The sequence below is a fragment of the Scytonema sp. PCC 10023 genome (assembly GCF_963920835.1).
Lineage (GTDB): Bacteria > Cyanobacteriota > Cyanobacteriia > Cyanobacteriales > Nostocaceae > Kalymmatonema.
In genome coordinates this window covers 17325-35938 of sequence record NZ_CAWUDP010000097.1, presented here as the reverse complement: position 1 = coordinate 35938, position 18614 = coordinate 17325, and the positions used below count along the sequence as shown (strand labels likewise).

18 protein-coding genes and 1 pseudogene are annotated in these 18614 nt (G+C 41.5%); 11 read left to right on the top strand and 8 right to left on the bottom strand.

Annotated elements, in window-relative coordinates:
• Positions 1 to 30 precede the first annotated feature (30 nt).
• Positions 31 to 798, bottom strand: a complete 768-nt coding sequence (locus tag ACM0OZ_RS38305; protein WP_414588076.1) for a protein kinase domain-containing protein — start codon at positions 796 to 798, stop codon at positions 31 to 33.
• A 128-nt stretch (positions 799 to 926) separates the two neighbouring features.
• On the bottom strand, positions 927 to 2006 hold the full coding sequence (locus tag ACM0OZ_RS38300; RefSeq protein WP_414588075.1) for a Rieske 2Fe-2S domain-containing protein: 1080 nt from the start codon (positions 2004 to 2006) through the stop codon (positions 927 to 929).
• A 178-nt stretch (positions 2007 to 2184) separates the two neighbouring features.
• Here ACM0OZ_RS38300 and ACM0OZ_RS38295 point away from each other — a divergent pair, with 178 nt between their 5' ends.
• The 9 genes and pseudogenes from ACM0OZ_RS38295 (at position 2185) to ACM0OZ_RS38255 (ending at position 10178) form a co-directional block, all read left to right on the top strand.
• Positions 2185 to 2688 carry a YbjN domain-containing protein gene (locus ACM0OZ_RS38295; RefSeq protein WP_414588074.1) on the top strand — a complete coding sequence of 168 codons (504 nt, stop codon included), beginning with the start codon at positions 2185 to 2187 and terminating at the stop codon, positions 2686 to 2688.
• A gap of 44 nt (positions 2689 to 2732) precedes the next feature.
• A complete protein-coding gene (locus tag ACM0OZ_RS38290) occupies positions 2733 to 3416 on the top strand; it encodes a biotin/lipoate A/B protein ligase family protein (RefSeq protein WP_414588082.1) in 684 nt (227 codons plus the stop codon).
• A 503-nt stretch (positions 3417 to 3919) separates the two neighbouring features.
• Positions 3920 to 5113 (top strand): serine/threonine-protein kinase, encoded by a 1194-nt coding sequence (locus ACM0OZ_RS38285; RefSeq protein ID WP_414588073.1) that lies wholly within the window; start codon positions 3920 to 3922, stop codon positions 5111 to 5113.
• A 120-nt stretch (positions 5114 to 5233) separates the two neighbouring features.
• A complete protein-coding gene (locus ACM0OZ_RS38280; RefSeq protein ID WP_414588072.1) occupies positions 5234 to 6034 on the top strand; it encodes a pentapeptide repeat-containing protein in 801 nt (266 codons plus the stop codon).
• Between the two features lie 557 nt (positions 6035 to 6591).
• Positions 6592 to 7296: a hypothetical protein gene (locus ACM0OZ_RS38275; RefSeq protein WP_414588071.1), complete on the top strand. Its 705-nt coding sequence runs from the start codon at positions 6592 to 6594 to the stop codon at positions 7294 to 7296.
• A gap of 38 nt (positions 7297 to 7334) precedes the next feature.
• Positions 7335 to 8165 carry an ABC transporter permease gene (locus ACM0OZ_RS38270; RefSeq protein WP_414588070.1) on the top strand — a complete coding sequence of 277 codons (831 nt, stop codon included), beginning with the start codon at positions 7335 to 7337 and terminating at the stop codon, positions 8163 to 8165.
• Positions 8166 to 8174: 9 nt separating this feature from the next.
• The gene (locus ACM0OZ_RS38265; RefSeq protein WP_414588069.1) at positions 8175 to 8945 is read left to right on the top strand and encodes an ABC transporter ATP-binding protein; all 771 of its coding nucleotides are present in this window, start codon (positions 8175 to 8177) and stop codon (positions 8943 to 8945) included.
• Positions 8946 to 8987: 42 nt separating this feature from the next.
• A pseudogene (locus ACM0OZ_RS38260) lies at positions 8988 to 9130 on the top strand (IS630 family transposase); the annotation flags it as partial.
• An 85-nt stretch (positions 9131 to 9215) separates the two neighbouring features.
• Positions 9216 to 10178: a hypothetical protein gene (locus tag ACM0OZ_RS38255; RefSeq protein ID WP_414588068.1), complete on the top strand. Its 963-nt coding sequence runs from the start codon at positions 9216 to 9218 to the stop codon at positions 10176 to 10178.
• A 284-nt stretch (positions 10179 to 10462) separates the two neighbouring features.
• Here ACM0OZ_RS38255 and ACM0OZ_RS38250 read toward each other — a convergent pair whose 3' ends face one another.
• Positions 10463 to 11077: an HD domain-containing protein gene (locus ACM0OZ_RS38250; RefSeq protein ID WP_414588067.1), complete on the bottom strand. Its 615-nt coding sequence runs from the start codon at positions 11075 to 11077 to the stop codon at positions 10463 to 10465.
• A gap of 340 nt (positions 11078 to 11417) precedes the next feature.
• Here ACM0OZ_RS38250 and pepE point away from each other — a divergent pair, with 340 nt between their 5' ends.
• A complete protein-coding gene (gene pepE / locus ACM0OZ_RS38245) occupies positions 11418 to 12137 on the top strand; it encodes a dipeptidase PepE (protein WP_414588066.1) in 720 nt (239 codons plus the stop codon).
• Between the two features lie 65 nt (positions 12138 to 12202).
• Here the strand turns inward: pepE and ACM0OZ_RS38240 are convergent, their stop codons facing one another.
• The 3 genes from ACM0OZ_RS38240 to psaK (ACM0OZ_RS38230) all read right to left on the bottom strand — a co-directional run bounded on the left by ACM0OZ_RS38240 (position 12203) and on the right by psaK (ACM0OZ_RS38230) (position 15813).
• Positions 12203 to 13402: a site-2 protease family protein gene (locus ACM0OZ_RS38240; protein WP_414588064.1), complete on the bottom strand. Its 1200-nt coding sequence runs from the start codon at positions 13400 to 13402 to the stop codon at positions 12203 to 12205.
• 999 nt (positions 13403 to 14401) lie between these two features.
• Positions 14402 to 14698, bottom strand: a complete 297-nt coding sequence (gene psaK, locus ACM0OZ_RS38235; RefSeq protein WP_414588063.1) for a photosystem I reaction center subunit PsaK — start codon at positions 14696 to 14698, stop codon at positions 14402 to 14404.
• Between the two features lie 863 nt (positions 14699 to 15561).
• A complete protein-coding gene (psaK, locus tag ACM0OZ_RS38230; protein WP_071838405.1) occupies positions 15562 to 15813 on the bottom strand; it encodes a photosystem I reaction center subunit PsaK in 252 nt (83 codons plus the stop codon).
• Positions 15814 to 15993: 180 nt separating this feature from the next.
• On the opposite strand from psaK (ACM0OZ_RS38230), the gene ACM0OZ_RS38225 reads away from it, so the two are divergent.
• The gene (locus ACM0OZ_RS38225) at positions 15994 to 16626 is read left to right on the top strand and encodes a phosphoribosylanthranilate isomerase (protein ID WP_414588061.1); all 633 of its coding nucleotides are present in this window, start codon (positions 15994 to 15996) and stop codon (positions 16624 to 16626) included.
• Positions 16627 to 16684: 58 nt separating this feature from the next.
• Here the strand turns inward: ACM0OZ_RS38225 and folE are convergent, their stop codons facing one another.
• Together folE and ACM0OZ_RS38215 are read right to left on the bottom strand one after the other, a co-directional pair.
• On the bottom strand, positions 16685 to 17392 hold the full coding sequence (gene folE, locus ACM0OZ_RS38220) for a GTP cyclohydrolase I FolE (RefSeq protein WP_414588080.1): 708 nt from the start codon (positions 17390 to 17392) through the stop codon (positions 16685 to 16687).
• Positions 17393 to 17546: 154 nt separating this feature from the next.
• Positions 17547 to 18269, bottom strand: coding sequence for an SDR family oxidoreductase (locus ACM0OZ_RS38215; RefSeq protein ID WP_414588060.1), 723 nt, complete (start codon positions 18267 to 18269; stop codon positions 17547 to 17549).
• Positions 18270 to 18614 lie beyond the last annotated feature (345 nt).

The following is an 18614-nucleotide window of genomic DNA, read 5'->3' as shown; positions in this document are numbered from 1 at the left end:
GCTGTCAGTAGATGACTAAGCTTGTCTAGGTTATCGGCTACTTAGGACAAGCTCTTTTTGCCAATCTACCCAGCTATACAACAGCCTAGAGGGGTCAGCCCAAGTCAAAAGATGATAGCAGGTTGCACCCAAACTGTACAGATCGCTAGTAAAGCGGGGTTTACCTTCGTGTTGCTCTGGGGCAGTATACCCCTCACTACCGATTACTGTTCCAGTTTTGGCTAATATAGGTTCAGTGGCAAGTTTAGCAATGCCAAAATCCACCAAGTAAAGCCTGTTATCAACACTGTGGCGTATGATGTTTTCAGGCTTAATGTCTCGGTGAATTACCTGATTGCTATGGACAAAGTGCAACACAGGTAGTAAATTCTCAAGTAATTGCCGAATTTTAGCTTCGCTGAAAGTGCCTTTTTCCTTGAGTTCCTGATTCAGGTTGCGTCCGTCAATAAATTCTTGCACCAAATACAGGTAATCATCCTGCGTAAAATGTGCAAATAGTTCGGGAATATGCGGATGCTTACCTAACTTCTCTTGTAATACTGCTTCTCGATGAAATAACTCTTTTGATTTTTCCGCATTATCAAAGCCTTTACCGTGAAATTGTTTAATCACACAATATGGTTTAGATGGCTTGTAATCATCTATAGCCTTAAAGGTTCTAGCAAAACCACCTCGACCAATTGGTTCCAAGGGGCGGTAACGCTGATTGATCAGTAACCGAGATTTGCAATGCTGGCAAAATTCTGCATCATCCGGATTTTGGGGACTTAGGCAGTTAGGATTCAGACAATAGCTCATACTCCAGGGTTTTGAGAAGCTTTGTATTTATTTTGCCAACCGAAATCTAGTTGGGTATTCATGAAACAGGTTTTATGGAAACTTTTTTGCGTTTTCTACGCTTAGTGCTGTTTAATATATTACTTCCCCTACTCCTTATGCTCAACCTGACTCCTCATCAACCTTTGCACACTCACCAACGCCCGATTCAACTCATAACCCCGCCTCTGGGGATTCTGCAAATACGCTTGCTGTTCGTCTTCAATCATCTGTACATCTTGCCGCACCAAGCCATCAAGTAACTTTTGCGCCGCACCAAACAAACTATTTTTCACAAACCGACGAAACCATACAGGTAATTTGTGTAATCGCCAAAAGGCATTTAAAGATGTGAAATGAATTAGATAAGCCTTTGTTTGTGTCTCATTCACTGGACACAATAAACAGTAAATTTTAAAATCTTTGCCCAATGTAGAAACCCAATGAGGATATACATAACTGACATCCAAAGGTTCAGGATGAAGACGGCGCAAAGCAGGAAAAAATAATTGTGAAATCGACCAAATTTTATCAATTTTATAATAACTTTGTGCTGTATAATGAGCATCAATACGATGAGCATCTTCGTCAATATCTTCCAGCGATGCTTCTGCCCATGCCTGATAATCCTCATGCAAATGCCCGTGGTACATATCCATCAGGTTTTCAATTAAATAGGAATAATGGGCGTTACAGTTGATAACTGAAACTGTGGCAATGTAATTGAGATGATCCCACTCTGGAACACCCATTGGTTGTACAGACGCGCCATTTTGTAGAGACGCGCCATGGCGCGTCTCTACATTTCCGGGGAAAAGCCAGATCAAGCCGTCTTGTTCTTTTACGGGGTAACGGCGGATTTTGCAATTTGGAAGTTTCTGGTTATTTGCTAAATAAGGAACTGCTGCACATTCACCTTTATCGTTGAAGCGCCAACCGTGATAAGCACATTCCAACTCATCGCCAACGACTTGTCCGTGACTCAGTTTCACTAACCTATGAGGACATCTATCTTCTAGGGCATGGATTTGTCCCTTGCTGTCGCGGTAAAGTGCGATCGCCTGCTTCCACAGCATGACACCCACAGGCTGAGTTTTCACCTCACGCGAAAGCGCAACCACATACCAATGATTGGGGTTAATCCCCAATTGACGGATATCATGATTTTGGACAGCTTGGGAAAGAGACATAAATTCACGCATCCTCACTACTGTTAGAATGTACCGCAAATCTTCTTACTGATAACTGATAACTGTTCACTGTTCACTGATTTGGGCAGCCTACTACCTAAGGAGCTAAAAATTAGCAAATCACAAGCTATAAAGTATGTCTAGGTGTAACAATTATCCTGTTGAGGCAAATATCCATATGACAAGTTACCAATCCAATCCAGAAACGGTTGCAAACGAATCCACATCAACCGGTGAACTCATCAATGAGATTATCGAAGAAACTCAGCACATCAACTACGTGGAGATCATCGAAAACGTTATCGACACTCTGGAACAAGATGACAGCGCAATGGTGAGTCATCCTTCAGAAGGTGGTAACAGGTGGAAGTTCAAGTACGGCACAGTGGAAGTGTTTGTCCAACTGACGGGACCAACCGATGAAGATACATTAACAGTTTGGTCTGTGGTGCTCAAGTTACCAGCCAAAGATGAACCGAGGTTGACGCGGCAGTTATTGGAGATGAACGCATCTGGCACCTTTGAAGCGCGTTTTGCCATCGTTGAAAATCAGGTTGTCGTACTCGCAACACGCACTTTAGCAGATTTGTCTGCTGGCGAAGTTTCTCGCATAATTACTGTGGTGGCAACGATCGCCGATAATAACGACGAAGCATTAGAATCGGAGTTTGGTGCTGCTTGACTTTTGTGTGGCGACTGATTCCGTTACTAAACGCCTCTGGTAAGATGCAGATGGCGATCGACCGCTGGTTGTTAGAACAGCATCAGTTGGGACATCTTCCAGCTTTGCGGTTTTACACTTGGTCGCCACCTGCGATTTCCTTGGGCTACCATCAACATAAATATCCCGAACATTGGCAGCATCTTGTTTGGCAAGGTGAAAAAGTGGACTTGGTGCGACGTCCCACAGGGGGACGGGCGGTGTTGCATCAAGGTGATTTAACTTATGCTGTGGTGACATCTGGACTGGTTGGGACTCGCGTCCAGGTGTACGAAAAAATTTGTGAGTTTTTGATTCAAGGATGGCGATCGCTTGGCACTCAATTGCACTATGGTACAGCTGGGCGCGGTTACATTCACAACCCCAACTGTTTTGGCACAGCAACAGGTGCAGATTTGGTTTTGGCAGATGGAACCAAACTTATTGGTAGCGCCCAACTGCGACGAGGCGGGGCAATTTTGCAACACGGTTCCATCCGTTTGCAACCTGATGCTGAATTGTTTATTCAGGTATTTGGTACAGAATCTTTTACGCCTGTGCAACTTCAAAAGAAACCAGATATTGAAAAGATTATTGCCGCTTTAACTGCTGCTGCTGAAGATTGTTTTGATATGCACCTAGAGGTGGAACCACTTTCTCAGTCTGAGTGGGAGGCAATTTTGGCGCAACCGAGTTTGGAGGTTATTTAACGATTTTAGGATTAGTTGACTTAGTTACGACCAAATACTATTGCCAACTTTTGTGTCTAGAATATGCAAATTATTTTATAATTTGTATATTCTCTTGCGAATACTATTATTGGGACTTTAAAATTTTCTGGCATAAAAAGCGCCTGAAAGCCTTTGTAGATAAGGCAAATACGTCACCTTTGGTAAAACTGCCTCAAACCCAGTTACAACAAGCGAAGGAGCTTAATCGATGTAAAAGCCTTGCCTGTTTTAGAATTGAGACGATTTTGAGCCTAGTTTTTTACAAAGTCCGATTATTCGTTCTTAGTCTTTTGCATTACAAATGAGTTAGGAGACCTTTACAAGTCTGCGATGCGATACATCTTAAAATGCGTTACAACTTCCATTTTCGTTGAGCTTTGTACAAGCCTTGTGTTATGTAAGTTACTTGTCTTGACTCTACAGGAAGTTTAAGATAATGGAGATTAAAGTTATACTTTATAATAAAACATATACTTAATATTATGAGTGGAAGTCAGTGGGTGCGTGGTACAAAGCTCAATGATAGATATACAATTAGAAACTTCTTCCGTGGAAGTGGTGATTGTATCATTTGTCTCGCTGAAGATGAAAAGCTAAGTAGACAAGTTATCATCAAAAGTTTAGATGAACAAAAGATTCAAAAAGATCCCAACTTAAACTTCAACACACTCCAAGAAGATTTGAAAAATGAAGCAAAGCACCTCGCTAAATTTAGTCATCCAAATATCGTAACGATTTATGATATTTTTCAAGATAATAAAACATCTTTAGAATGCATAGTGACAGAATATATACAAGGTGAAACTCTTGATAAGAAAGTAAAGGATTTAAAGTCAGGACAAAATATAACTGAAGCTGATGCTCTGAATTATATAAATCATGTCGCTAATGCATTAAAACTTATTCATGCCAAAAACTTGATTCATCAAGATATCACGCCAACAAATATCATAATTGAGAAAAACACAAATAAAGCTGTACTTATAGATTTTGGTAATGCTCGCGAAATTGGCATACCCACTAAGACGAACTATGTTTCCCAACCCTATGCAGCACCTGAACAGATTGAAAATAATCAAAATAATCAATTTTATACAGACGTCTATATGTTAGCAGCAACTTTCTATTATGTATTAACTAATGAACCACCTCCATCTGCTGAAAAAAGAAGAATTGATAAGATAAATGGTGATATAGATCCACTTTCTTATGCAATAAAGAAAAATAAAAATATCAGTATTAAGCTTAGTAAGGCCATTATGAAAGGGATGGAACTAAAAACAAATGATCGTTTTAAGTCAGTAGACGATTTTCTCAAATCGCTTCCACAAAAACCTCAAAAGCTTATTGACATCAAATTATTGGGATGGACGATCTTAACAGCTGCAGGAATTTGGTTGATATTGCACTCCGTCTTTCAAAGAACCTTACTTCCTTGGGTGGGAATTCACATATTTCTTGGTATTATACTCTTTATTTTTGCACAAACAAGAAGTCATTTATCATTTAAACACAGGTATTATCAGTTTGCTCTTTCCGTGTTGACAAGTTTGGGAATTTATTTATTATTTCCTGGACTAATGAGTGTCTTTCCAGCGTGGGCATTAACTCTGGTAGTTGCTGTGTTCACCGCTTTGTCTATTGAAATTTTTATTATTTGCGGAGTCTTCGACTAAAACTTAGCAGAGGTTTTTAGGGACGAATACTTATTGTTAAATTCTTCTAAATCTTTCTCATTTTATTTTTATTGTTAAGGAGATAGAACATATTAATTGCACCATTGGTAGGGTATAACTATGTCAGGTAACTCTGCAAAGAATTGGTTTCAAGAGAATTGGAAAAACTTAGTTAGTTGGTCTTTACCAGTTGGCACTGTGTTCTTAATAGCGGTCTTTTCTTGGATTCTTGACGACGAGAAGACATGGCAAAAGAAAACTAGTAACTTAATTAACAATATTGAAGCCTTCGCTATCACTGGAGGTATCATTAGATGGCTTCAAGAAGGGAAAGACCGCCAAAAAGAAAAGAGATATCAGGCTTGGCAAGTTCTTACTGTCGTTAAAAATGCAGGTCCTTACGCGCAAAAACAATGCCTTCAAGACATAAATGAAGATGGAGTGCCTCTCATAGCACTCAAGATACCTAAGGCTCGCCTAGAATCCATTAATCTGCCTAACGCTAACTTGTGTCTTGCTGACTTAAATAAAGCCAATCTGAGATACGCCAATTTAAGTAATGCCAAATTGATTGAAGCCAACCTCACTGCTGCCAATTTATTTGATGCAAACTTAAGTGGAACTGACGCTGATCTCAGTGATGCCAACTTAAGTAATGCCATTCTAGAGCGTGCTAATCTTAGTGGTGCTACTCTAAGGAATACCAAACTTATAGGAGCCAAACTGATAAAAGCTAACTTGAGAGAAGCCAAACTGACGAATGCTAACCTGAGTGGTGCTGACTTGAGTGGTGCTGACCTGAGTGATGCTGACCTGAGTGATGCTGACCTGAGTGGTGCTGACCTGAGTAGTGCCAAAAACTACACTGATGCTCAAGTTAAACGTGCCAAAAATTCGGATAAAGCAAAACTTCTCTTGTGACAGAATTAGGCTTCGTGCGGCAATAACTTGCCTTTTTTATAATTAGGATAGTAGGCTAATGCATCATATTTTGTTTTGCTCTAAGCAAGTCTTAGGTCTGTAAACTTTATCTAAGATTAATAAATAAACAAAAAGATTGATTCCGTAAGCAGTTATTCTTTGCAAAGTTATAAAATTTATATTAAGTAATTATTGACATAAAGTTTTTATTTTTATTAGGACTTACGCACTTTACAAATCAACTCTTGTGTGCACAACACTCTAGCGCCAACTTCCGTGCGGTTCTGCAATAGTCAGATCGAGCAAGAATTTCCTATTTCTATCTCACTTATGCATAAGTTGATTTTGCTTGCACCTAATTAAAGAAGGAAGGGCAGCAAATAAGTCTGATTCATATAATCAGATTTTTGTCAATGCGTAAGTCCTATTTATATATCAGGATGGTAAAAAATGACTTATGTCTATAGTATTGTCAAGGCTTTCAGTTTTTTTTAATTAATTTTGTATCTAATTTAACTTTTTCATCAATTAAAAAAATTATACCTAGCAATCTACCTATGAAACGTCCAGCCTTGGCTATTGGAATTGTAGTTGTTGTGTTCGTGATTATTTTTGGCTCACTAAGTTGGTTTGCCAAACCACGCAGTCCTGATGCGAGTACTGAGCCACCATCACAACCAAGCGATGTGAGTAATGAGACGCCTCAACCTCCACCTAAATCAACAGAAAAGTTGACGCTTTTAGGCAATCCCTTCAGTGGTTACAGCACTTTTAGAAATTCAGACTTTAAGGAAGCACTTGCAAAGGATGGGTTAAACTTTACTTATGAGCATGAATATGATAAAGAACTTAATTGGTTTGAAAAGACAAATGAAGAACGTATAAGAGATATGGAAATTAAGAATAGGATTATAATATCAAACTTAGAGAACATTCAAAATAAAATTCTTATATACTTACTTCCAGGTTCTCCCGAAGAAACATTTTGCATACATAAAGCGCAAAATACAAGTATATGCTATCTACGTTGGGACGATAGTAATGTTTTTATAAGACTACCTAAAACCGAAGTGAGGCGCAAGCAAAATGCCCTAAAATCAGAAGTGCAGCAAACGAATATGCAAAACCAAGGTATTTTTCGTATCCATCCTAATCTAAACATAACAAAACAACAATTATTGGAAAAAATCAGTACAAAATTTCCTAATGAAACTGCGATAATGCAAAAGCTTGAGATTACCTGTTTTGGTTCCACTAGTTAAATTCCTAAAATATTTGCAATCAAGAACTGTTTAATCTTGTGTCAAGTAAAATCGAAGATAAGTTTCATCAATCACTCCATAACTATTTAAAAGGTCGTATTTTGATTGTTAAATTAACCCCTGTCTTTCAGTCACAATTATTAAACTTGACACCTTTTTGCGTTTTGCTACTTGTTTGGTATTTGTTAACCACAACAATTTCTATCGATCCGATATTTCTTCCCCCGCCAGGGCAAGTTTTTTTCAGTTTTCTGCAACTTTTTTTATCTAGTGACTTTATTTTAAATCACTTTCTCACTAGTGTTTTTAGAGTAACTGGTGCTTTTTTTCTATCTGTTATAATTGCGCTTCCTATTGGAATTCTTTGCAGTCAGTTCACTTTGGTATCACGTTTACTTGAACCAATATTTGGATTTACTCGCTATCTTCCGGTTGCTGCCTTAGTCCCTCTTTGTATTCTGTGGTTTGGAATTGAGGATGAGCAAAAAATCGCAGTTATCACATTGGGGGTAGTTTTTCAGCTTGTTTTACTATTTGCATTTGATACAGCATCCGTTCCTCACGAATTTATCGAAAGCGGTCGCACCTTTGGTTTAACTCCGTGGGAAATTGTATATCAAATTGTGCTGCCCTGGTCAATGCCTGCGCTCTGGGATCATATGCGTGTTTCGGCAGGTTGGGCTTGGTCCTACCTTGTACTCGCAGAATTGGTTGCTGGGAATAATGGCTTAGGTTATTTTATCATTCAATCACAGCGATACTTGCAAACTGAGAAAGTGTTTGCAGGAATTTTATTTGTTGGAATTCTAGGTGCTTTGACTGATATGTTTTTTCGCATCATAGCCTCCAAGGTGTTTCAATGGAAATGAATTTTAAGTATGCGTAGTACTTTGTTGCACTTCCAGGATGTCTCAAAAATTTTTATCGCTAGCAAATTTCGTAAGGTTCAGTCTCTAGCAAACATTACTTTTTCTTCCAGTAAAGGTGAATTTGTTGTGATTATTGGTCCCTCAGGTTGTGGCAAATCTACAATCTTGAGATTGGCAGCAGGACTAGACAAACCGACTTCAGGGGAAGTTCTGTATTATGGTAAGCCTATTCAAGAACCAGAGCGGCAACGGGGTTTAGTTTTTCAGTCCTATAGTGTATTTCCTTGGTTAAGTGTTCGGGAAAATATTGCGTTTGGTTTGAACAAGAGTAACCCACGACTCAATCAGGAAAAAGTTTCCCAGTGGTTAGCTTTCACTGGCTTAACTGAATTCGCCGATGCTTATCCAAAGACACTCTCTGGTGGTATGCGCCAAAGAGTCGCTCTTGCTCGCACGATGATTGTTGAGCCAGAACTACTGTTGCTTGACGAACCATTTGGAGCCTTGGATGAACCAACAAGGGACAGTATGCAAGCTTTATTGCTTAAAGCTGTGGCAAATTCAGACTGTTCTGTATTGTTAGTCACCCATGACATTCGCGAGGCTCTTATCCTGGCTGACCGCATCATCTTAATGAGTCCTCGTCCTGGTAGGATTCTTGATATTTTTGTCCCTCCACCAGATCAGCCTCGAACTCGTGACCATCTCAGTACTCCTGAGTTTAAGTCTCTGTATGATGAAATACTTGAACGTTTTCCAGTGCAAGTTATCGGGGAATGAAAGGGCAAAGGGTAAAGGTTAAAGGTTAAAGGGACAAACAATGAGTACTGGTTGCAAGCAAAAAGAATGATTAGAGAGTTTTATTTTTTTCTGTTGTCAAGCGGTTATTTGAGTTCTGCATACATTGTCAAATATTTGACTTTCCTAAGCTACATCAATATGGTGTTTTCTCACAACTGATTTAGGATTGCTATAACGCTATTGCAATAAAGCAATTGAAGAAAATTTAAATAATTTGAAAATAATAAAAAATCTAATTAGATAGTAATTATGAAATTTCAAGATACACACTTACCGTGGAATAATGCACGAGTTGGCTCAACTGGTGAACTTTACCCATATTTAAACGAGAAGTTGCCCGACCAACATCATTACTTACCGCTCTCGGTAACTTTGTTCTCAGATCCGGAAATTGAAGAATCAGCCGTACTTCACTTCCTTGAAGAACTTCCTTTCCAACTTGAACGCGAGATTCGTCTGAGAAATACCCGTCGAGAGCGGTTCGTGTCTCTCGGTTTATTGAGCGATCGCGAAATCCACCGCATATTAACTGGACATCGGCACGTGCAACCATGGGCACTCTACTATTCCAAGGATGGAGGGTTAGATCTCCTGGCTCCAGATTCTTATGGAGAAGATTCTTCATGGGGTGCTGTCCCCTGCACGTCTATGTTGAATCATGGTGTTGCTTGGAGAAAAACACCAGCAAATCACTCTCAAATTTGGCTAGCAACAGCTCGAAAAAAGGCACATGATTGGGATTGGGATTCCGATATTGGTCATGAGTCTGCTCATTCAAGTTTTGCCCCAATTCCACTTTTTGCCCAAGCTTTACTTAGGACTGAAACAACACCTTTAGATAGCGTTAGCAGTATCCAGGAGCTTAATTCTAGTCACCTAGCCCGCATGAGTTATATATATTCAGAAATTGCAGTCATTGCAATGCGGGGGGAACAACGAAACACTGACACTGGTCTACCCGTCGTCGAGCGACCAGAGGAACTTTATGCCTTTCTTGAATTCTCTCATGAATTAATGCCAGACTTTGGTTTTGAGCGAGCTTTAGCAGCGTGTAAGCGTGTCAGTGGTCATATCGATGTCAATGACAGTATTGAAATCTTCGAGCTTGGTGTACCAGTCATGCGTGTTCTTCCTCAAATTTCTCAAGTCATTGATTCCTTTGGTACTCCAACAATTGACTGGTATAAATTAAACAGTGCTTTGACAGAGTGAGCGCGACCAATGATAGCAAGTTATTCAGCGACTGGAATTCCTTAGCCTGGAAGCTTGTATATAGAATCCAATGCTGTTCACTCTGGCTACACGTGTTTGAGAACCTTGTTCATCATGCCGAAAACCGTCTCTACAGTACTGGTGACTATCTGTGCAACGTGTGTCATGAGGGTAGCTAACTAGTTTAGCATTTCGGCGTAGGTTTCCAGCATCTGCTTAATTCGGTTAAGTTTGTCCTGTTGCCCGTTCTGGGTCATGCCGCCCCCTTGTCTTTTTTAGATGTATCATTTTGCAGGAGCATTTGCAGGAGCATCTTTAAGATAACCAGCCGCCACACAATCCTCAATCACTTGCTGCACAAACGACCAAAGTTCCGGCGCACCTGTTTCTACAGGAGCCATCCGTTTCATCACCTGATCGCGCGTAATGTTATGAATAAGCCAAGTACCACCCTTATTTTGCTGGTTGTGCAGTAAAGGCTGTATCCGGTCTAAGGCTGCTGCAAACTTAGCAGTGGGTGTTTCCTGTGCTTCAAACTCTTCCCAAAGTGAACGCAACTCGCTTGCTTGATCTGCTGGCAAAAGTCCGAATAGCCGTAACGCCGCTTGTGCTTCCCGTTGTGCCTTACTTTCGTTGCCCTGCACATCGTAGCAGAAGGTGTCACCTGCATCAATTTCCACCAAATCGTGAATCAAGACCATTTTGATGGCACTTAACAGATGAACCCCTTGCGGAGCATATTCCGCTAATACTATCACCATCATCGCCAAATGCCAAGAGTGTTCTGCACTGTTTTCCCGGCGTGACCCATCGTTGAGCAGGGTTTGACGTAGCACCTGCTTAAGTTGGTCAATTTCGATGATGAACTGTATTTGTTGAGTGAGTCGGCTGATTGTCATTTGGAACCTCTAGAAAACTACCATGCTCAAATATTCTCTTACAAAGTTGTCATCTAATTAGATGTAGGGCGGAGCAGGCAATACAGCCCAAAATTTGGTAGGCTTTTTTTGAGTGACTCTACCCAGCAAATCAGCGAATTATTTGTATAGTAGTAGTCTCCACTTAAATCAGTTATCAGTTATCAGTTATCAGTCCTGACGGCGTATGGTGGGGGATAAAGAAGCGCCACCAACGCATAAAGGTCCAATTGGTGGGGGACGCGCAACCACTCGTATTTAACTCGACACTGCGGCTGGTACTGTTCACTGTTAAAGAGGAACGAAATCAAATAAACAAATCATGAAAAGATTATTATTGCTTAGTAATTCAACTAATTTGGGTGAAGAGTATTTATTTTATCCCCGTCAGCAACTTCAAATATTTTTAGGAAATTCTGTCAAAAAAATACTGTTTATACCTTTTGCTGGTGTGACTTCAAATTTTGATTATTATACCGAAAAAGTAGGGAAAGTTTTTAAAGATATTGGTTATGAGATTGACACTATTCATATAGCTGAAAATCCTCATGAATTGATTAAAAAAGCAGAAGCCATAGTCGTTGGGGGTGGAAACACTTTTCATCTTATGCATTGGTTACACAAAATCGGAATTATCGAAACTATAAGAGAAAAGGTAAACAACGGAACACCATATATTGGATGGAGCGCAGGCTCAAATGTTGCTTGTCCTACAATCAAAACAACCAACGATATGCCAATCATTGAGCTTGGAAGTTTTAACGGATTAAATCTCGTTCCTTTTCAGATAAACCCTCACTATACAGATGAAGTGATACCAAATCACAACGGAGAAACAAGAGAAACAAGGATTCAAGAATTTTTAGTTCTAAATCCCGATATTTATGTTGTTGGTTTACAAGAAGGAACAATGTTGAACATTGAAGGTTCATCAATGAAATTGATTGGTAATAAACCGATGCGTTTATTCAAGTTTAATCAACCAATTGTTGAATACGATTCCAATGCTAACCTAGATTTTATTTTAAAAGAGTTTTTGTAGAGTGCGTTCGTGAAGCTAAGGCACTCTACTTTTCATCCCGTTGAGCTAATCTATAACGCAAAACTTCATGAGTTGGTGATTGATTTCGCGATCGCTCCCAATTGCAAACCTGGTGGATAACTGCCTTCTTCTTTTATGCGCTTAATCTCAGCTTCGGTTATCCGTAAATTTAACTTTTGTGCTAATTTCCGTACGATATCCCCTCGGTCAATGACACCAGCAACAGCACCAGCGGGAGAAAGCACGGTGATACGGGCTAATTGTTCTTTTTCCAGTTTGTTAATCACTTCTACCAAGGTAGTTGACTCGGCAACAGTGGGAATATCTGTTAGGGGATGCACAATACTTTGCACCGTTAGGCTTTCCCATTGACTTCTTTCTACAAGGCGCAAATCATCGATGGAAACTATGCCCCGGTAACGTCCATCAGATTCAGCAAAATAAACTCCAGGGGCGGTGGAGTCTAAAAGGTACGAGTCGGCAAAAGAACGCAAAGTCTGGTTGGCATCAACTACGCGAAAGTCACGTGTCATGCTATCGCCAGCAACTAAATTGAGCAAAGTTTCTTGTAATACCGTGACGCGGTCATAGCTGGTAGCATTACGGATACCAAACCAACCTAACAAGGCTATCCACAAACCAGTGACGAGTTCGCCAGTAAAATAATCTACTGCCAAACCTAGGGCGATCGCACCATAACCCAAAATTTGTCCTGCCTTTGCTGCTAACCGTACTGCTTTGAAGCGGTTACCTGTTGCTTGCCACAGTGCTGCTTTTAAAACTTGTCCACCATCTAAGGGTAAGCCAGGAATCAGGTTGAAGAGTGCCAAAACCAAGTTGATTCTCGCTAAGTCTGCCACCATCATGCTAGCAGGACTGTTATGCGGCAAAAAATCACCCAGCAGTCTCAAGAATAAAAACAGGATAACACTCACAGCAGGTCCAGCTATTGCCACCTGAAAGGCTTTTCCTGGGGTTTTGGATTCTTCTTCGATAGAAGCAATCCCACCAAATAGAAACAGCGTAATTGAATTGACTTTTATACCTTGCGATCGCGCTACTAAGCTGTGACCCAATTCATGCAATAATACTGAACCAAACAGCAGCAATGCCATCACCACTCCAGCACTCCAAGCTAGAGTCGTTCCCCATGCTTGATAAGCCACCCCAAAGTTAAGGGTTGCCAGCCCTAAAATCACAAACCATAAAGGGTCTAAAAACAGTGGAATTCCGAATAAAGACCCGATTTTCCAATTTGTTTGCATTACATTTTCCTAAAAGTGAAGTACCTACACTCCCGCAAGCGGTGAGTGTAGGCTTCCGGTCTCACTCGCCGTTGCCTCTTTTTACCAATTTGGTCTTACACAGCGTCTCTCGCCAATAGGCGTTTACTAGGTCATAAGCCTAGACCCCGGCAGTCGCCCAGCCTTCCGCAGGCGAATATCGTTTTTTTGTCCGAGGATTTGCATGGAGTGTGCTTTGCTCTCCAGCGGCAAATCCCATTCCCCTGGTCTACCGAGCTTTCTGCGGTAAGCGTCGTTACGCTACTTTCTTTTGACCTATCTGTTTGCTGGCGGGCGGGTCAACGACCATCTCTATAATATCACGGAGATAGACAAAAACTCTCTCTCCCGCGTTAAACGACGTTTAATATAGGTCGGGGGTGTACCGAGTTTTTGTCCAGGACAGCAACTACCGCCTCCCTTACCGGTAGGACGTAGTTTCGCGCCCGAATTAGCTAAATTTTTTCAACCGTCCAGAAATACCTTTCATATGTTCTTTTTAACACATATATAGTTTTGCCATATCAACAGACCCACGCTGAAATCTGGAAAATCAGCAATTACTCGTTAATAAGCTCTAATTTCTAGAATAGACAATTCCTGCTTGCGAGCCAAACTCAACGAGAACACCAATTCAGTCATCAAAAACCTAACCCCCCTTTCCTACAAGGAAAGCGGGAGTCAAATTCCCCTCCTCTCGTAGGCGAGGAGTTAGGGGAGAGGTTTTCTTGGATTAATGAATCGACACTCTAGCAACGCAGCAATTTACAGGGCTTTTCACATGATTAGACCACAAATCGTAGGGTGGGCATTGCCTCTAAAAGCCCATGTGATGCACATTTAAGGTATTGGTGAGCAATGCCCACCTTAGCTGAAAACTGCTGTAAGAATTCAAAACAGAGGCGGCAGATCGTACCCTTTTGGATGAAGAAGACCTGCCGCCTGTTGTGATTCAAATGTAGTATGGGTGTAAATGAAAATCTAGATAACGCCGAGATTGGTCAAGCCCAAAACTGCACCAATGCCGATAAGATGACCGGTACTCATTGCGGCGAGGAATGAACCGACACTGGGATTATTGAACACCGACGGGAAAGGTAGGGGCATTTTAGGACCAACATGGGGGTAGCGAACCACCCGAGGAATAATCAAAAGAGCTAAAATGCTGCTGCCAATAATAATTGCTGATCCGGTCCAGTTAAATTCTGCGGCAGAGTTGGGAACAGTAGCTTGAACTGCCAATAACAATGATGAAATCACAGATTTTTCTCCTAGCATGAATACATTGATTTATCTATGTAGAGGCAGGAAATTCACTTGCTCCCTCAAGAGCAACGCGCTTCTCTGTCTCTACAATCAATGTTTATGCTCCGCCTAATGGAGTAGCTGAATCTTCTTTCCTAAGATAGGTGTCAATCTCCACCTAAAGGAATAGCTAGATAGCCTGAGAAAAAATTTGATATCTAAATATAGAGACGTTGCAATAGAACGTCTCTGTTTGAAATTTCGCTAATCCCGCAAGAAGCCTCACGCCTACCCGGAACGGGAGGCGCTTAGCTGCCTGTCGGAACAAAGACGAGATACACTCCCGACCAATATTGAACATAGTTCAATGAGGGAGCGGAGTGTTCGAGTCTTTGTCAATCTCTGTATTTGGTAGTCGATCAATCCAGTCCTCCACTATTTGCGTGATCGTCTTATCTTTGTTTGCAGCATATTGGCATAACTTATTTAACCTACGGGTTGATATTCTTAAACTTAATCGTGATTATTTGATAATGGATAGCCAATAACAACCCATGATGCTATAAAAGAGGGGTACAGGTTAATCCAAATTAATAGCTAACCGCTACGCCACTTGCTCCACTTGGGCAAAGCCCAAGACCGCAGTGGCTCTCCTGTACGATGTACCTTGACAACCTGGAATATGGGGTTCCATCCAGTAACGAGGTTTCACTGAAATAACTTTCTGTGGATGGGTAAAATTCCAGCAGTACTAAGGTTTGAACAATCTTTGTACCTGTTCAACTGCGCGGAGGGGCGTCTCGTGCAGTATAAATAAAGCTCAGTTAATGTCCGACGGGATACCGGGAGTCCCTGAGAAGCCCACACTGACAGCAAGCTGTCAGTGTGGGAGTACGTCACAGGCTACCGATATTAGTTAGCCCTAAAACGATGCCAACTCCGATAAGATGCCCAAAACACATAGCGCCGATAAATGCTGGAATGCTTATAGGCAATAAAGGTACTTTGGGACCAACTTTGGGCTTCTCAATCTTGAAAGTGAGCAAAAGAGCTACTAAACAGCTGACGCTGATAATTATTGATACATTGGTGTTCCACTGCGGTGTTGCCGGAACAGTTGCGGCGGCTGCTAGTAAAATTGATGAAATCAAATTTTTCTCTCCTAAGTTAAAAATTGACAAGTGGTCAGTAATCTGGAATTGGCAAGCTCAATATTGATTACTTACTGTGTAAACCACAAAGATTATAGAATTACAAAGGAAAAAACTTGCAATTGTTTATACAATTGAGATTTTTTGTAACTATTACTACCACTATCAAAAATATCTATGCGGATTAAAATTTGCGGAATTACTCAACCACAACAGGGGAAAGCGATCGCCTCACTGGGTGCGACAGCATTAGGATTTATTTGTGTCCCAGCTTCACCTCGTTATGTCACAGTAGACCAAATTCGTGCTGTCGTGGAACAACTGCCCGAAAAAACCGACAAAATTGGAGTTTTTGCCAACTCGACCGCTCTTGAAATTACTCAGACGGTAGTTAATTCTGGTTTGACTGGCGTCCAACTGCACGGAGATGAATCTCCAGAATTTGCTGCGCAGTTGCGTCAATTGCTACCAAACGTCGAAATTCTCAAAGCTTTGAGAATACGTAGTTTTGAAGATATTGACAAAGCAGCTATGTATACTACAACTGCAGATACGCTGTTACTAGATGCTTATCATCCGCAGCAGCTAGGTGGTACAGGGACAACTTTAGATTGGGTAATGTTACAGGAATTCAGTCCTAGTTGTCCTTGGTTTTTGGCTGGCGGACTGACTCCAGATAATATTGTCGAAGCCTTAACTCAAGTTAGCCCCAGTGGCATTGACCTATCGAGTGGTGTAGAACGTGCCCCTGGGGATAAGGATTTAGACAAGGTAGCTAAGTTGTTTGAAAAGCTGGCAATTCGGCGTTAAGGGTTGGGGGTTGGGGATGAGGGAAATAGCCCAATCCCCAATCTCCAGCCCCGAATACCTAAAAGAACGATGATTGGTGGCGAATTAAATTGAAGAATTCTTCACGGGTTTTCTGTTCTTCTTGGAAGACACCCAGCATTGCACTGGTGACAGTCCAAGAACCAGGTTTTTGCACACCCCGCATTACCATGCACATATGGGTAGCTTCCATCACAACGGCAACTCCCTGCGGTTCCAGAACTGTCTGAACGGCTTCAGCAATTTGGCGCGTGAGCCTTTCTTGCACTTGCAAACGGCGGGAATACATCTCGACAATCCGGGCAAGCTTGCTCAGTCCCACAACTTTTTGGTTGGGGATGTAGGCAACATGAGCTTTGCCCATGAATGGCAACATATGGTGTTCACACATGCTAAAGAAATTGATATCCCGCACGAGCACCATCTCGTTATGACCTTCGTCAAAGATAGCACCGTTGACGATTTCTTCTAACGATTGGTTGTAGCCACTCGTGAGAAACCGCATTGCCTCTGCTACGCGCTTGGGTGTTTTCAGCAGTCCCTCGCGTTCGGGGTCTTCTCCAACACCCACCAGTAGAGTCCGCACGGCGTCCGTCATCTGCTCCATGTGCTCCTCTGTTTGCGGGTGCAAATCAGCTTGCCGCCCGTTATGAGTGTTGCGGTCAGGTCTTGGGATGATGGCTTCTGTTAAGTCGGGAATCAGAGGAGGTTGAGAACTGTTGGTACCGTTGGAACTAGCAATAGTCATGATGTCAGTGTTGGTTAGAGTTTCTGTAGTTGAGATCATTTCTGAAGTGCTGAATCATAAATGCTGAGTCCTGAGTGGAAATGACTCAGTACTCATCACTCAAAAACGCCACTTGCGGAACTTAGGGGAAACCGCCGTAATGGCTCCTCAGCACTTATAAAGCGCCAGCGCTAGGCATGATTGTCAATTCATCAATAACTGCCTGTTGTGGTAGCAAAGCAGCGTGGAGAATTGACTGAGCAACAATTTCTGGAGTTAGCATTTTTGAGCGGTCAAAGTTGGCATTGACGGTTGCTGTATCCCAAAGTTCTGTATTAACCGCACCGGGACAGATAGCAGTCACACGAATACCGTGGGCACGTTCTTCCTGTGCAAGAGTTTGAGAAAGGGCAATCAAACCAGCTTTGCTGACGCTGTAAGCCCCCCAATTGGGAAATGCTTGCTTTGCGGATATTGAACTAATGTTGATAATTGTGCCTGTGCCGCGAGTCCGCATACTGGGTAGAATTCCCATAATACACTGGAACACACTCGTGAGATTTAAGTCTATCACTTGCTGCCAGTCGGACAAGGGAGTTTCAGTCAAAGTGGCGGTATAACCCATGCCAGCATTGTTGACCAGAATATCTATGTCCCCATCAAGGGCTATTGCCTGCATCTTCTCTTGTACTTGAGCGACACAAGCTAAGTCCACTTCGTAAGCTTTGGCTTCCACGCCTGTGTGTGATACAGCTTCACACACCGGTGTCAGCTTATCAAGTGAACGGCTCACTAGGGCAACATCTATTCCTGCCTTCGCAAATGCTAAAGCTGTTGCTTTCCCAATCCCACTACTTGCCCCAGTAATTAGGGCACGTCGTTTGTGCTCAACACTCATGCTGTCTCCCAATTTTTGAACGGTTTGATAACCGCGTCGCCACCCAATAATTGCACTCTCGTGGTCTAAATAGATTAAACAAACCTAAAAATCCAATTAATTCTCTTTGACAACTGCTATGCTGCATTGTCAAGAAGATATATTGTTAATACCATATCCTCCAAAGGAAGACTATATATCTTTGCCTGAAAAATCTTGTACCACCTTGATGTTCAATTTAGTAGTCATAAATACATAGTATAAAATCCATTGTCAAAGTACATTTGACTAATGACTAATGATTAATGACTAATGACTAAAAACACAAATGCCTATGGCTAAAAAGATTGTAAAAAATCTTTAACT

Excerpts from the sequence above, each read along its gene's own strand:
- ACM0OZ_RS38305 (WP_414588076.1), bottom strand. The coding sequence starts at position 798 with ATGAGCTATTGTCTGAATCCTAACTGCCTAAGTCCCCAAAATCCGGAT.
- ACM0OZ_RS38300 (WP_414588075.1), bottom strand. The coding sequence starts at position 2,006 with ATGTCTCTTTCCCAAGCTGTCCAAAATCATGATATCCGTCAATTGGGG.
- ACM0OZ_RS38295 (WP_414588074.1), top strand. The coding sequence starts at position 2,185 with ATGACAAGTTACCAATCCAATCCAGAAACGGTTGCAAACGAATCCACA.
- ACM0OZ_RS38290 (WP_414588082.1), top strand. The coding sequence starts at position 2,733 with ATGCAGATGGCGATCGACCGCTGGTTGTTAGAACAGCATCAGTTGGGA.
- ACM0OZ_RS38285 (WP_414588073.1), top strand. The coding sequence starts at position 3,920 with ATGAGTGGAAGTCAGTGGGTGCGTGGTACAAAGCTCAATGATAGATAT.
- ACM0OZ_RS38280 (WP_414588072.1), top strand. The coding sequence starts at position 5,234 with ATGTCAGGTAACTCTGCAAAGAATTGGTTTCAAGAGAATTGGAAAAAC.
- ACM0OZ_RS38275 (WP_414588071.1), top strand. The coding sequence starts at position 6,592 with ATGAAACGTCCAGCCTTGGCTATTGGAATTGTAGTTGTTGTGTTCGTG.
- ACM0OZ_RS38265 (WP_414588069.1), top strand. The coding sequence starts at position 8,175 with ATGCGTAGTACTTTGTTGCACTTCCAGGATGTCTCAAAAATTTTTATC.
- ACM0OZ_RS38255 (WP_414588068.1), top strand. The coding sequence starts at position 9,216 with ATGAAATTTCAAGATACACACTTACCGTGGAATAATGCACGAGTTGGC.
- ACM0OZ_RS38250 (WP_414588067.1), bottom strand. The coding sequence starts at position 11,077 with ATGACAATCAGCCGACTCACTCAACAAATACAGTTCATCATCGAAATT.
- pepE (WP_414588066.1), top strand. The coding sequence starts at position 11,418 with ATGAAAAGATTATTATTGCTTAGTAATTCAACTAATTTGGGTGAAGAG.
- ACM0OZ_RS38240 (WP_414588064.1), bottom strand. The coding sequence starts at position 13,402 with ATGCAAACAAATTGGAAAATCGGGTCTTTATTCGGAATTCCACTGTTT.
- psaK (WP_414588063.1), bottom strand. The coding sequence starts at position 14,698 with ATGCTAGGAGAAAAATCTGTGATTTCATCATTGTTATTGGCAGTTCAA.
- ACM0OZ_RS38225 (WP_414588061.1), top strand. The coding sequence starts at position 15,994 with ATGCGGATTAAAATTTGCGGAATTACTCAACCACAACAGGGGAAAGCG.
- folE (WP_414588080.1), bottom strand. The coding sequence starts at position 17,392 with ATGACTATTGCTAGTTCCAACGGTACCAACAGTTCTCAACCTCCTCTG.
- ACM0OZ_RS38215 (WP_414588060.1), bottom strand. The coding sequence starts at position 18,269 with ATGAGTGTTGAGCACAAACGACGTGCCCTAATTACTGGGGCAAGTAGT.